General features: G+C 43.8%; 14 protein-coding genes. All 14 read right to left on the bottom strand.

What is annotated here, in order from left to right; translation table 11 throughout:
* Positions 1 to 9: 9 nt before the first annotated feature.
* Entirely contained in the window at positions 10 to 1,683 is a 1,674-nt protein-coding gene (locus LEP1GSC050_RS14245; RefSeq protein WP_010571881.1) for an acyl-CoA dehydrogenase family protein, read from the bottom strand.
* 178 nt (positions 1,684 to 1,861) lie between these two features.
* A complete protein-coding gene (locus tag LEP1GSC050_RS14240; RefSeq protein WP_010571880.1) occupies positions 1,862 to 2,116 on the bottom strand; it encodes a hypothetical protein in 255 nt (84 codons plus the stop codon).
* A gap of 11 nt (positions 2,117 to 2,127) precedes the next feature.
* Positions 2,128 to 3,138, bottom strand: a complete 1,011-nt coding sequence (mltG, locus tag LEP1GSC050_RS14235) for an endolytic transglycosylase MltG (protein WP_408605405.1) — start codon at positions 3,136 to 3,138, stop codon at positions 2,128 to 2,130.
* 75 nt (positions 3,139 to 3,213) lie between these two features.
* Positions 3,214 to 3,771 carry a phosphoribosyl-AMP cyclohydrolase gene (locus tag LEP1GSC050_RS14230; protein WP_010571878.1) on the bottom strand — a complete coding sequence of 186 codons (558 nt, stop codon included), beginning with the start codon at positions 3,769 to 3,771 and terminating at the stop codon, positions 3,214 to 3,216.
* Positions 3,772 to 3,893: 122 nt separating this feature from the next.
* A complete protein-coding gene (locus LEP1GSC050_RS14225) occupies positions 3,894 to 4,247 on the bottom strand; it encodes a single-stranded DNA-binding protein (protein ID WP_010571877.1) in 354 nt (117 codons plus the stop codon).
* A 124-nt stretch (positions 4,248 to 4,371) separates the two neighbouring features.
* Complete coding sequence (locus LEP1GSC050_RS14220) at positions 4,372 to 4,692, bottom strand: hypothetical protein (RefSeq protein ID WP_010571876.1); 321 nt, start codon at positions 4,690 to 4,692, stop codon at positions 4,372 to 4,374.
* Positions 4,680 to 5,231 carry an RNA polymerase sigma factor gene (locus LEP1GSC050_RS14215; RefSeq protein WP_010571875.1) on the bottom strand — a complete coding sequence of 184 codons (552 nt, stop codon included), beginning with the start codon at positions 5,229 to 5,231 and terminating at the stop codon, positions 4,680 to 4,682. The genes LEP1GSC050_RS14220 and LEP1GSC050_RS14215 overlap by 13 nt, the downstream gene beginning before the upstream one ends.
* Positions 5,232 to 5,255: 24 nt before the next feature.
* Complete coding sequence (locus LEP1GSC050_RS14210) at positions 5,256 to 5,708, bottom strand: Spy/CpxP family protein refolding chaperone (protein ID WP_010571874.1); 453 nt, start codon at positions 5,706 to 5,708, stop codon at positions 5,256 to 5,258.
* Between the two features lie 59 nt (positions 5,709 to 5,767).
* Positions 5,768 to 6,442 (bottom strand): response regulator, encoded by a 675-nt coding sequence (locus tag LEP1GSC050_RS14205; protein ID WP_010571873.1) that lies wholly within the window; start codon positions 6,440 to 6,442, stop codon positions 5,768 to 5,770.
* 194 nt (positions 6,443 to 6,636) lie between these two features.
* Positions 6,637 to 7,917, bottom strand: coding sequence for a lectin-like protein (locus LEP1GSC050_RS14200; protein ID WP_010571872.1), 1,281 nt, complete (start codon positions 7,915 to 7,917; stop codon positions 6,637 to 6,639).
* Positions 7,918 to 8,044: 127 nt separating this feature from the next.
* Positions 8,045 to 9,310, bottom strand: coding sequence for an esterase/lipase family protein (locus tag LEP1GSC050_RS14195; protein ID WP_010571871.1), 1,266 nt, complete (start codon positions 9,308 to 9,310; stop codon positions 8,045 to 8,047).
* Positions 9,311 to 9,374: 64 nt separating this feature from the next.
* Positions 9,375 to 10,511 carry a hybrid histidine kinase/response regulator LvrB gene (gene lvrB, locus LEP1GSC050_RS14190; protein WP_010571870.1) on the bottom strand — a complete coding sequence of 379 codons (1,137 nt, stop codon included), beginning with the start codon at positions 10,509 to 10,511 and terminating at the stop codon, positions 9,375 to 9,377.
* A 1-nt stretch (position 10,512) separates the two neighbouring features.
* Entirely contained in the window at positions 10,513 to 10,956 is a 444-nt protein-coding gene (locus tag LEP1GSC050_RS14185) for a response regulator (protein ID WP_010571869.1), read from the bottom strand.
* Positions 10,953 to 12,758, bottom strand: coding sequence for an ATP-binding protein (locus LEP1GSC050_RS14180; protein ID WP_232225723.1), 1,806 nt, complete (start codon positions 12,756 to 12,758; stop codon positions 10,953 to 10,955). The genes LEP1GSC050_RS14185 and LEP1GSC050_RS14180 overlap by 4 nt, the downstream gene beginning before the upstream one ends.
* Positions 12,759 to 12,899 lie beyond the last annotated feature (141 nt).

The raw sequence follows: 12,899 nt of genomic DNA, 5'->3' as shown, positions 1-12,899 counted from the left end.
AATTTTCCGCTACGAAGCGTATTGATCCATTAAGGATTTTGCGATTACTCTAAGAGCCATTACTTCTTCGGCGCCTTCAAAGATCGAGAATACCCGAGCATCCACGAAGTAACGGGAAACCGCGTATTCTTCCGCATATCCCATTCCGCCATGGATCTGCATCGCTTCTCTTGTTACCCATTCCGCCACTTTGGAAGCATAAAACTTAATTAAAGTCGCTTCCATTTGACCCTGATGTTTATCCAAAAGCTTTGCGACCGTATTCGTATATTGGCGAGACGCTTGAACGATCATGGCCATACGAGCGATCTTATATTTGGTCAGATTATATTCGAAAATAGGTTTCTGAAATACGTGACGTTCTTGCGCATAACGTAACCCTGCTTCCAATGCCGCTTGCATAACTCCGTTTGCTCTTGCTGCCGTTTGGATACGGCCGCCGGCAAATCCTTCCATCTGGAAGTAAAAACCTTTTCCTCGGCCGGCTTCGCCGCCGATCAGGTTTTCTTCGGGAACGAAATAATCCTCGAAGGAAACTTCGAAAGAATGCATTCCGCGATAACCGATCGTTCCAATCGCCTTTCCAGTGATGCGACCGCCGCCGTCTTGTTTATAATCGAATTCGTGACCGTTAAAGCTCGGTTTTTCTGCGAGAAGTATGGAAAGTCCTTTATGCTTCAATTCAGGATCGGTTTCGGTTCTAACGAGGATCAATAAAAGATTGGCATAGCCTGCGAAAGTACACCAGGTTTTAACTCCGTTTACCGACCAGCCGCCGTCCACTTTCTTAGCTACAACGGAAACACCGGCTACGTCGGAGCCGTAATTCGGCTCGGTTACCATGATCCCGCCCATTTTTTCGCCCGCAGCGATCAACGGTAACCACTTCTCTTTTTGAGCGTCGGTTCCGCCTTTTAAAAGCGCTTTAGATAGAATTTCAGGACGAGTAATTAGAGAGCCTGCAATGCCGAGAGACCCTCGAGACAATTCTTCGGTGACGACCAACATGGAAATATTATCCGGATGATCGTTAGGTTGTAGTCCGCCGTAATTTTCGGGAATGCAAAGACCGAAACATCCCATGTCTCTAAGTCCCTGAATAATTTCTTCCGGAACGATATCGTCGTGACGATGAACATGTTCGGCCTTTGGAGCAACTACCTCTTCAGCGAATTGTTTGAATGTTTGTCTGAATAATTCATGATCTTCGCTCAAACCGTATGCGCCGAAATGTCCGAGAGAAACGATTAGATCGGTGATATGATTATAATTTTCGATCGCCGTGGATTCTTCCAAGAATTTGTTCGTGCTATCGTCGAAAAGTTTTGAAATCAGTTCTTGTACGCTGATTCCGTATTCGTTCGGACGAGCGCTAAGTTCGGAACGTATATGCGTTACTGTCTCTGCGGCAAACACGTATGCCATCAACCTTTCTAAATCGCCTGTACCAAGGGATTCATTCCAAGCGTAATCGATAAAATTTTCCGCGATTCTTTGTTCGGAAGTCAACCAGGCGATTTGGTATTGAACGAGCTGGTTTTGATCCATTTTGGAAACGGAGACTTTCCCGTTGGAACTGCACTTAGCTGCGAGTGCTTTAGTAACCTGCTCGATGACGGCCGCGGAGCGTGCGAGAGCTTGTTTAGCTGTTGATGAATCCGTCGGAGATTTCGTAGCGATCATCTTTTCAACCTGCCAAAATATAATAATTAGAGCTTGTATTTACTATAAAATGGAAAAGTTACGCTGTGTCATTTAAGTTTTTCCGACCTCAACCAAAGGATAGGCTTAGGTCCTGCAAATGGGACAGAATCCTGAAGGCTGACAAACCACTATATCTGAAGAGAAAATTCATCGACCATCATTCTTGATTTTTCACAAGAGAAGCTCGAATTTTCAAGAGGTTATTTTTGATCTTCCGCCTCTGGTCCTCGGAAAGCGTAATCTCCGACCGCTCCGCACGATCTAAAACAAGCGAGGCCTTCTCCACGAATTCAACGGCGGCTTCGCTCACCGATTCACGTTTCAGTTGTTTTTCTTTAAAATAGTCTAGCGCTAGTTGAACGGATTTCAATTGTTCGGTAACGGCATCTATTTCTTTTAGGTTTGAATTCATTCAGCGCCTCGCTATTCGTAAAGTACGTCGATGTATTTCTTCTTAGCTTCGGCATGCTCTTTAAAATTCTTGGAGAAGAAATGATAGCCGTCCGGCTTTAACAGAAAAAATAGATATTCCGTTTCGGCGGGGACCAATGCCGCCTCTAAAGCAGGGAGGCCCGGATTCGAGATCGGACCGGGCGGGTATCCCTTATTCATATAGGTGTTATAAGGGGAGACGATTTTGAGATCCTTTTCAAAAATTCTAGGGTGGGGTTTATCGAATAAATACTGAATCGTCGCGCAAGATTCCAAAGGAATATCCTTCTTCATGCGATTCAAAAATACGCCGGCCATCAAAGGTCTTTCTTCGTTCTTCTTCGCTTCGCGCTCCACGACGGAAGCCAGCACAACGATTTCATGAAGTTTTTTAGGATCGAGTTCCTTTGCTTTCGGAAGCTTATCCAATTTCGCGAAGAAACGTTTCAACATCATTCTAGCAATCTTATCAACGGGATAATTTACCGGGACGCTATAGGTTTCGGGAAAGAGATAGCCCTCGGCAGTACTTGCAGGAATCTTAAATTCTCTTAACAACTCCGTTCTTGAAGTGGCATTCAGGAAATCCGCCCTAGTTTTGATTAAGTTCTTTTTAACCAACAAGTCTCCGATTTGACGATTATTATACCCCTCCGGAACCGTAAAAGTAACCAGCTTGACTTTTCCTTCGGTAATGACTTGGAGAATTTTACGAGAGTCCATCCCGTCGTTGATTTCATAAAGACCCGCTTTTATTTTATTCGCCGAGCGAGTGACCTTTATTAGAAATAGAAAATATTTCGACGATTTAAGTAGTCCGTTTTTGGATAAAGTTGCGGTTACTTCAGTCGGAGAATCCCCGGGCTCGATGCTTAAATCGATCTTTACCTGTCCGGCTCCCGTGGCCCCGCCTTTAATTTCGTCTGCGATAAAGAAGGCCAATACCAAGAGTAGAATTAGACCAAAGACGATAGCTCCGAGTTTTAGGAGAATTTTATTCATGGAATTCATATAGTACAGTCTCCGAAATTTCTATCGGCAAAAGTTCGGATTTTCGGAACCCCCCCCCTTGCCGGTCTAGGCATTTTCCTTTCCCAAAAAAGGAACAGGCAATCTTGACAATTGTTGCTCGACCCGTTCCCTAAAAAAACAGGAATAATATCCTTCGTGGCAGGCGGCACCAACCTGATTCACTCGATAAACGACAAAATCGCCGTCATTGGACGTTAACACCTGCCTTACTTTTTGAATATGGCCGGATGTATCGCCTTTCTTCCAAAGGCTTTTTCTAGATCGACTATAATAAGTTCCGAAACCGTCCGTTCGAGTAAGAGCGAGACTTTCCGGGCTCGAGAATGCCTGCATGAGAATATTTCCGGCTTCATCCTGAGTTACGACCGGAATCAAGCCGCCTACAAACGTCAGGCGAGTCGGATCGTCCAACGGGATCAGTGTTAGTTCCGAAAAAGTCGGATGTAAAAAAAGAAGAGTATCCTCGTCGCAATCCACTAACTCACGAGTCCCTTTCGGTAACTTCGAGCGAAGTTCGTTCAGATCTTCTTCGGTAATCCGTTCCAATCCGGAAAGGACCCCGGGCTGTGCGGTCGCATAAATTACTGTAACCATCGGATTCATCTTACATAAACTTGGACCGGATTCGAGTTGTCAAGGTAGGAATGATTTTGATTCGATTCTAGAATCTCGGATGTTTCGTCCGAAAAAAGTCTGCCCCTATAACTCGGGGCAGACTAGGGGCCTTACGCTGCGTCCCGTTCCTTTCTGTCACCGAAGCTATCAAAACGAACTTCGTCGGCGATAATCTTAAGCCGAGACCGAGTTTGCCCTTCCTGGTTTTTCCAACGGTCCTGCTTCAAATGACCGATAACCGTTACTTTCTTACCTTTTTTTAAATATTCTGAACAATTCTCGGCAGTTCTTTCCCAAGCTTCCACATCCAGATAGGAGACTTCAGGCTCTTCGCCCTCGCTTCTCTTGAAATTGTGATTCACAGCTAAAGTGAAATGAACGACGGATTTACCGCTAGCGACTTTTTTTAACTCAGGATCGGCGGTTAGGAAACCGTCGACTACCGTGATGGATAAATTTTTCATATTTTTTTCCCTCTAAGATTCGTAGTCCACGGGTAAAAAAAAGGAAAGGCCGCGCGATTTTTTTTGCGATCAATCTGGAAGGAAGATATTCCCCCAGGCGGGAGGATTCGCCTAGGGGAAATTTTCAGAAATTGGATTCTAAAATGGAGATATAGGAACCCGAAATAAAATCTCCTTCCCATATCCAAGAAATTTCCCTAATAAATTCCTCTTCTTGAGGAAGAAAACTATTCATCGAGAGCCATCCTATCGAAATTCCTAGGAGAAGAATCGCCGCAACAGCAAGCAAACGTCTCCCGGAAAATACCCTAAGTTTGTCGGCTATCGATTCTTCTTGGTATCGTTGAATTACGCAAGACGCAATACTCTTGGGCCAATTAGGATCTGATTTTCTTTTGAGAACTTCTTCCTTCATACTTAAATCGTTCTTTATTATTCGCCCCATATCGTTCCTCCTTCCCGCCTTTCGGAATTTTGCATCCTTCGCAACATTTCCTTACCTCGGGCGGCTCTCGACTTAACGGTTCCTGCGGGAACACCGAGAGCCTCGGCAATTTGTTTTTCAGAATATCCGGAAAGATAGTATTGGAGAACACTCCGATAAGATTCGGGAAGTTGCAGAACCCAAATCTTAGCTTTCTCCCAGGTCGGCAAATCAGCGCTATCGTCTGAATTTTCGGAAGCGGTTTCTAATCTTCTTTCTTCCTCTGAGCGCTTCCCGGCTTTTTCAGCTTTCGTTTCCTCACGCCCTAAAATCTCATTCATTCGAATGGATTCGTTTCTAGCGATCGTATAGAGCCAGGTCGTAAGTTTGGAATCGCCCCGAAACTGACCTTTCTGAAGCGCTTTATAGGCTCTCAAATATGTTTCCTGGGCGACGTCATCAATCGCATATGCGAAGCGCTCGTACAAGTAGCGGGAGACCGCCGCTAAGACGATCTCCCGGGTACTTTCTACGAAGCGGGAAAATTCCTGCTCTCCCATAAACCCTCCAGAATAGGGAGCTCCCTATTCTTTCTCTTTTTCGAATTTACTTTGGAACTTAGTAATGAGATCCGCCAGCTTATTTCTCTGCTCCGGAGTCAGAATCGCATGAAATTCAACGGCTTTCTTGAGAAAAAATGCGCGAAATTCGCCCATTTTCTTTTCATTTTCTTGGCCGTATTTATTCCATTTGTCTACGTTCAGCTTATCTCCGCGCAATTCTTCGACGGCTTCCTTAGGCAGAAACGGACCTTCCTGAAGTTTTAATTCTTTGCGTTTAGCAAGCACATCCGCTTTGATTTTATCCAACGTTGCGGCTTGGGTTTCGGTAAGATCCAACTCCGATTTCAATTTCTTTACGACGAATTCAGCCCTTTTTTCAGGGGAACGCCATTTGTGGTGACAACCCTGGGTCAAGACCGTAGCTAAGCCTAGGACCAGCAGTATTGTAGTTATCTTTGCAACTTTGCGAAACATCAGTTCATCTCCTCGTTACGACTCTGTGACCGAAATCGGAGAATCGGGTTCCCAAAAAATTAAACCCTGTCGATGATAAGAATATCTTCCTGCGAGATTTCATATTTCGCGACGAGTTTTGTCACTATGCTGTTCAACAGCTCGGAAGCCTTTTTCTGATATTGAAACGCTTCCTCAACTTCCACAAAGAATTTTCGCGGCTTAGGCAGTTCTTTTAATACGAAACTTATCTCTTGTGCGATCCTTTCCGCAGTCTTACCGTATGGGCATCCGATTAAACGAACACCGATCCCATACCCTTCCCGAGAAATCTTTTGGATAGAAAATGGAAATACTTTCTTGTCGACTAAAGAGCTAGAGTTGATTCGAAGAGCGTTTAAAATTTTTTCGAGCAACGAATTCAGATCGATCGGCTTTAAAAGATAAGCCGCCAATTGTCCGCTCGAAGCGGCGTACAACACGTTTTCTTTCTCGTTACTTGCAGTGAGAAAAATCACCGGCTTATTTCTGTTTTTCTCGGGCATATTAGCGACTAGGCTCAGACCTGACATGAGGGGCATCTGGTTATCGAGAAGAATCACATCGTAAGCTTCTTTTCTAAGCTTTAATTCACCTGCGGCACCGTCTACGACATGGTCCACTTCGAAATTAAATCTTTCGAGATAATGGATCAGCAAGTCCGCAGAAGTTTCATCATCTTCCGCAAGTAGAACTTTATACGATCGATACGCCATAAAAAATGAGTTCTCCCTAGCTCCTTATTTCAGCTACAAATCGAGAGGGACATAGGTCTTGTATCCGCAACTAAGGATTTTGAACGGTTTAGATTACGACGTCGATAAAAAAAAGACCGGTCAGGGGGAAGCGGCTTAATGGTCCCCGGACCGGTTTGTAATGAGGATGGATTCCGTTTGAAAATAAATCGGTCTTATCGACCTCTTTCCCAATAACCTTCGCGATATTGGTCCGTCAAATCGACCCAAACATCGGAGACTCCCTTGGAGTTTTTGGTCTCTTGCAACTTTATATTTTCATAAGGAGTTAGCGGCGCGGAGAACTGCCAGCCCCGGGAAGAGCAAGCGTTACGACCATTGTTCCAAACCCCGCTATCATCGGTAATCGTCCAGTTGCCGCTACCGTCCTTACAAGCGTAGCGGAAACCTGCGCTGCAATTATTATCGTTCCAACGACCGTCGCTCCGAATTTGCCCGCAGTGTTCGTTATTATTATAGTTGTTCGGTTCCCCTACACCCCAGGACCAAAGTCCTAATTTGGCAAAATCCGGATTGAACTGATCGATACCGAAAACGCTTATACCGCAGGAAAGCATCTGAGGAATATTCGCGTTCGTAAATGTACCGGTCTCTTTCGCGCCGTCAAAAATTCCGAAATAATTCGTACTATCGTTATACACTCTCGTCATGGAAGAATCGTAAGTGCTACGACTCCAGTTACAGTCCGGGTATCCTCGGAAATCCTTAGGATGTATGGTGTAATCTCCGAAGAAAATTCTTTTAAAGTAGCTATTCCAAGCTCCTGAATAACAGCCGTTACTCATAAGAAGAATCCTACGGTTGGACGCGACCAAGTCTTTCAATTTCGGCATATTATCAGGAGAAGGTATTTCTCCGCAGGATCCGCTGCTATATTGGTGCAAGTACGGATCCAAGTAACTTCGTACGATTCCTAAAAATTGATCGGCACGATTGTCCAGATAATCCTCGAAATATAAAACCAAGACCTCGTTTCTATTTTGAGGTTGACTGATCCAATTTTGGATTTCCGCCAAACCGTTTCCCACAGGTCTATCGAATACGTTACATCCTACGCCGTTGGCCTGAGCATGACAGAGTAGGAAGTCCTTTGCAAAATGCGCACCGAGTACGTAGTGTATGTCCAACTCGATGAACCTTGCTCCTAAGCGCAGTTGATCACCGATCGAATACTGTTGGTTCGGAAAAGAATATGAAAAGAAAGGTCCGGCGTAGGCCTTACTATTATAAGAATTATGCGTTCCGTAAAAGAGGGCCTTATGAGCCGGTAGATTCGTTTCGATTTGGATTTGTCTTTGAATCGAAATCGCTTTTGCCTCCGCCGATTTTTCAAACAAATCGATCGGATTTGGCACCACCGCCCCCCTGCTTGCAAACAAGCTATTGCCGGCGGTAAGAAACACCGATAGGACCAGAAATATAGAAATTCTCTTCATCCATTTTCACCTAAATTTTTGGCCTATTCTATGGAACCGCTCGAGTTTCCTCCAAATTCTCACTTATTTTACACTTATATACGGAATTTTTTATTTATAACGACCGCTATAAATTTAAGATCGTTTCTTATTTCAAAACTTGAATTAGGATCTCTTTCAATGCTGGAGAAGTCATTATTTGGTAATGCGATAAGCCTGTAAGTTTCCAAACTCTAGTTTCAGGATTTGGTTTCTGGCGATAGACCCGCTCCGACAAGTAAACCAAGCTAGGCTTCTCGACTATGCCGTCTCCGATCCAGTCAGACCAATTGCCTTCCTCCGCGGTGACTAGGCTATAAACCTGCGTCGCATTAACGTCATCCAGTTCGTTAAAGTACAATTCCTGTTTATATCTTGAGATCTGATTCGGTTCTTTCCAGTCCTGCTCTCGGATAATTCCGTGCGACAAATCTTTCATGGCGTCGCTTCTTTGGTTACCGATAAATCCGATTAGATTTACCGGAAATACCGGTAAGGATTCCGCTCCTAAGCCCAACCAAAAGCCGATCTTTTCGATATAAGATCCACCATCCGGAGAGCTAATTAATAACGCGTGTCGAATCCGATTCGATAAAGGAAAACCCTTCTGCATAGCTAAGAATAATGCGCTTCGGAAAATGAGTCCCCCTTGACTAAAGGAAATAAAATCGAGTTTTCGATCTACGAATTCCGGAAACGATAGCAGTTCCTCAACTAACGTTAATAAGGCGGTTCCATTTTCGGAAATATGAGCGCCTGGATTAAAACGCACATAAATGGGATAATATCCCTCACGAACCATAATCGCAGATGGAGTGACCTCCCCTTTTGCATTCCATAATCCTTCGTCGCAGAATAACCCCGGAATACAGATTATAATCTGCTGCAATCCGGACTTCTTCCAATCTTGGACTATCTCGCGGGCGCCTACATCCAAGCCATTTAGTCGAAACGAAGGGCGAATCAAAGAGGTTGTAAGAAAATCGGCAAACGAATCTCCCACGATACTGGAGATCGGGATATTCTCGAATAAGGTCTTCTTAACGACCGAATCTGCTGCGTCCAAGGATTCCAACGCCTTTTGCATTGCCGTCGCAGTGGATTCGAGCGCTCTCGCAAGACCTTCTTCGGTCTTTTCCGCAGCTTGCTGCAGCGAGGTCCCGGTCCTTTTCAAAAACGAAGCGAGTTCGGAATTTTCAATCAAAGGCGCGCCGGAAATCTCAGCCAGACGACCGGAAGTCCATTCGAATGATCTAGCAAGGATAGAACGCACTCCCTCTAACGTTCCGACGGAAACGTCTTTGGCAATGTGAACGGCTTTTTTACTAAGCCGGAAACTTGGATTTGTTGGTTTGTATAAATCGTCTGCCGGCATACTTTTTCCGTCCGGCAATTAGATACAGAATTCAAGCAAAGATCCATTATAATTTTGTGAAAATTTAGGACGATACGGGTAAATCTAAAAAGAATCTAGTGTATTCTCCGGGAACGCTTTCGAAAGAAAGGTATCCTCCATGTTCTTTTACAATGCTTAAACTAACGGATAAGCCCAGGCCTGTTCCTTTGTCGGCCTCCTTTGTCGTGAAAAAAGTATTAAAAATGGACCGACCAAGTTCAGGAGGAATTCCTAAACCGGTATCTTCCACCGTAATTCTAACCAAGGGCTTATTCCCAAGGTCCACCATTTTGACCGACACAGTCACTCGTTTATCCTCGTAATATCCTTCCTTACGCTGATTTAAGGAATCCACCGAATTATTCACTAGATTCAAAAGTACTTGCAGAATCTGACCCTCTTTGCATAAGACAAGAGGAACTTCTTCGGAGAGATCCAAGTTTAAAGTGATATTGCTCATTTTAACCCGTTGCTCGACGATCGATCGCATTTTTATCAGAGTATTCTTTAAGTTTATCTTTTCATGCTGCCCTTTTTCTTTGCGCGCAAATCGAAGTAAATCCTTGACCATTACCGAAATTCGTTCCGCTTCATTATGAATCTTTGAAGCAATTCGTTTTATTTTTTCCTGGTCGTGCTCTCCGGCTTCCACAAGCTTCGAATATTCAATAATTGTCATAATCGGATTATTTATTTCATGAGCCATTGCTCCGGCGAGAAAACCCATGGCTTCGAGCTTCTGGCTTTGACGCAGCTGTTCTTCAATATCGTATTTATCCTTCTCAGCCTGGCGGCGGGCTTCGTATTCGTCTCTTTCTCTCAAAGCTCTGCGAAACGCAGGCACAAGTTTTACAAGACGATCTTTCAATACGTAATCCGTCGCTCCCCTTGTAAGAGTTTGAACAGCGGCTTCCTCGCCGTACGTCCCCGAGACAAATATAAAAGGTGTCGCAGGACAAGACTCCTTTGCGAGTGACAAAGCCGATAGACCGTCAAAATCCGGGAGAGAGAAATCCGAAAAAATAAAGTCCGGCTTCTCTTCGAAGATCGCCCTTAAATACGCCTCTCTATCCTGAACGTGCACAGGAATATATTCGATCCCGCCTTTTTTCAACTCGCGTTGAATAAGCTCTAAATCCGTGGGAGAATCTTCTAAAAATAAAAATTTCAATGGCTTCATGCTAGGACACCGATTTATTTAAGATGCACCAATATTGTCCTATTTCCGCTACAGTGATCACAAGCTTTTCAAATTCGACCGGCTTAACTATATAACTATTTACACCTAATTTATAACTTTCTACTATATCCCGTTCTTCGGACGATGATGTAAGCATCACTACAGGAATCATTTTTAAATTATCGTCGCCTTTCATAGTTCGAAGCACTTCCAGTCCGTCAACTTTAGGCATTTTTAAATCTAATAATACGAACAAAGGAAATTCGTTTGCGATTCGTTTATCGAACTTTCCCTTACAATATAGGAATTCTAAAGCTTCTTCCCCGTCTCTAACATGAATCACATTATTGATCAGATTGTTCTTTTTAAATCCCCGCATCGTAAGCTCTGCGTCGTTGGGATTATCCTCCGCGTACAGAATTTCGAAATTTCCGGAGCTACTCATAATTCAACTCCTGACGGCAGCGTAAAATAAAACGTTGCCCCCTGATTCGTTTCTCCCTCTGCCCATACCTTTCCTCCATGCCTACTCACAATTCTTTCCACGATTGCCAAACCGATTCCAGTGCCTTCGAATTCATCTGGGGAATGAAGTCTCTGAAATATCTTAAAAAGTTTATGCGAATACTGACTATTAAAGCCGACTCCGTTGTCTTGAACGAAGTAAGTATTCTCCACCGCTCCGCTTATACCACCGACTCTAACTTTCGCATTTTGTACTTTCGAAGAATATTTAAATGCGTTAGAAAGTAAGTTGAAAATCGCCTGCTTAACCATGGAGGTATCGCCCGTTGCATAAGGTAAATCTTCCACTTCCACTTTGATCTCCAGCTCCGGAATCGATCCGCTTTGCTTCATGGAGACAATACAATCTTTTACGAGTCTATTCATATCCAATCGGTCCGTCTTCGGTTCGTTTTTCGATACTCTATAGAAAGCCAACAAATCATCGATTAATTGCCCCATGATTTTGGCGCTATCCATGATTACGCCTAGTATGCGTCGACCCTCCGCGTCCAATACTTCCGAATAATCTTCCGTCAATATTTTAGTGAACCCGTCTATCCCTCGAATCGGAGATCGCAAATCGTGAGAGACGGAATAACTGAATGCCTCCAGCTCTCGATTGGCAATTTCCGCCTTTTTTAGGTTTTTATTAAGTTCGTTATTTAGATCCTTAATCTGACGTTCCCAGTCGGACCGTTCCGTCACGTCGGATAACAGAACTACATTTCCCAACATTTCACCGCCTTGATCTTTCATCGTCCTGGCGTTTATTTCTAAAATACAATTTTCCGAGCCGGAGGTTCCGTTCCTTTGAAGTAAAAACCTGCTTCTTTCCATTTCGAAGAAATTCGACGGTTTTCCGTTGCGATCGAAAAGTTCCGCATCCGTCTCCTTAGCGATCGAAAATCCATTGCCGCGAATCCAATCTTCCCAACGAGTATGATTATTCGGAACATCTCCGACTAAATCCATTACTCGAGCATTGTATAAAAAAATTCTTTTTTGTTCATCAAGCGCAACAACCCCATCCGCCATGCTATTCAATATCAGCTCCAAAAGAGCTTTTTTTTCAAAGAGCACATTCTCCGCGTTTTTTCGTTTAATTGACTCCGACTTTAGAATTCCATATAAGAGCGCGAGCAAGAGGAGATGAAATCCAATCGATATATAAATAATCGCTTGGCCGACCAACACCTGAAGCTCTGAATTTTCGCTGCGGGCTTTAAATAGTCTTTGCTCCAAGTTTTTCATCAGCTCAATCGTCCCTAATATTTCGCCCCAGGACTCTAAGCCGTCGCGACTACGGGTTGTCGATTTTTCATCGAATAATCCTGCCCACTTTTTCACCATCGATTCAAGTTTTTGAATATTCTCGATTTGCTCGGGATTATCCGAGGTTAACACCCGTAGATCCTGGATTTTTTCCCGGACGATCGAGCATGAACGTCTAAAATCCTCAAGATACGTACTGTTATACGAATTCTGATAACGAACGCTAGCGAGTTCGGAATCCTTCATGCTGGAAGAGATCGACTCTAATTTAAGTATAACATCCTGAGTATGACTTTCCCAAGATTTTGCATCCGCTGAGATTCGGTTACTGACAAGCGATGCCCCACCGATCGCAACGATCAGCAAAGCAGCTAAAGAAAAACCGATGATTAACTTTCTCGAATAAGCTGTATCAAACATACATAATTGAGTAACGAAGTATTTTACCCGAGAAGGTTCAATATTCAATCATATTCTTCAAAATTCGCCAGAAACGGCGTTTTTTGCAATAGGAACAGTTAAAATAACAATCTTGACTCGAATCAAGTATAGAGAGACCGAATATTCCTCATAGTTTTTATTGGCTTCAAGTCAATAATTATGTGACTT

Source organism: Leptospira broomii serovar Hurstbridge str. 5399, from assembly GCF_000243715.2.
Taxonomy (GTDB): Bacteria; Spirochaetota; Leptospiria; order Leptospirales; family Leptospiraceae; genus Leptospira_B; species Leptospira_B broomii.
Note: the sequence above shows the minus strand (reverse complement) of the source record. Positions and strands in the feature narration are given on the sequence as shown.

What these genes read in the sequence shown, in the direction of transcription:
- LEP1GSC050_RS14195 (WP_010571871.1), bottom strand. Translation starts at nt 9,310, where the DNA reads ATGCCGGCAGACGATTTATACAAACCAACAAATCCAAGTTTCCGGCTT.
- LEP1GSC050_RS14230 (WP_010571878.1), bottom strand. Translation starts at nt 3,771, where the DNA reads ATGAATCCGATGGTTACAGTAATTTATGCGACCGCACAGCCCGGGGTC.
- LEP1GSC050_RS14215 (WP_010571875.1), bottom strand. Translation starts at nt 5,231, where the DNA reads ATGGGAGAGCAGGAATTTTCCCGCTTCGTAGAAAGTACCCGGGAGATC.
- LEP1GSC050_RS14220 (WP_010571876.1), bottom strand. Translation starts at nt 4,692, where the DNA reads ATGGGGCGAATAATAAAGAACGATTTAAGTATGAAGGAAGAAGTTCTC.
- LEP1GSC050_RS14185 (WP_010571869.1), bottom strand. Translation starts at nt 10,956, where the DNA reads ATGAGTAGCTCCGGAAATTTCGAAATTCTGTACGCGGAGGATAATCCC.
- LEP1GSC050_RS14205 (WP_010571873.1), bottom strand. Translation starts at nt 6,442, where the DNA reads ATGGCGTATCGATCGTATAAAGTTCTACTTGCGGAAGATGATGAAACT.
- LEP1GSC050_RS14225 (WP_010571877.1), bottom strand. Translation starts at nt 4,247, where the DNA reads ATGAAAAATTTATCCATCACGGTAGTCGACGGTTTCCTAACCGCCGAT.
- LEP1GSC050_RS14200 (WP_010571872.1), bottom strand. Translation starts at nt 7,917, where the DNA reads ATGAAGAGAATTTCTATATTTCTGGTCCTATCGGTGTTTCTTACCGCC.
- LEP1GSC050_RS14245 (WP_010571881.1), bottom strand. Translation starts at nt 1,683, where the DNA reads ATGATCGCTACGAAATCTCCGACGGATTCATCAACAGCTAAACAAGCT.
- mltG (WP_408605405.1), bottom strand. Translation starts at nt 3,138, where the DNA reads ATGAATAAAATTCTCCTAAAACTCGGAGCTATCGTCTTTGGTCTAATT.
- LEP1GSC050_RS14240 (WP_010571880.1), bottom strand. Translation starts at nt 2,116, where the DNA reads ATGAATTCAAACCTAAAAGAAATAGATGCCGTTACCGAACAATTGAAA.
- lvrB (WP_010571870.1), bottom strand. Translation starts at nt 10,511, where the DNA reads ATGAAGCCATTGAAATTTTTATTTTTAGAAGATTCTCCCACGGATTTA.
- LEP1GSC050_RS14210 (WP_010571874.1), bottom strand. Translation starts at nt 5,708, where the DNA reads ATGTTTCGCAAAGTTGCAAAGATAACTACAATACTGCTGGTCCTAGGC.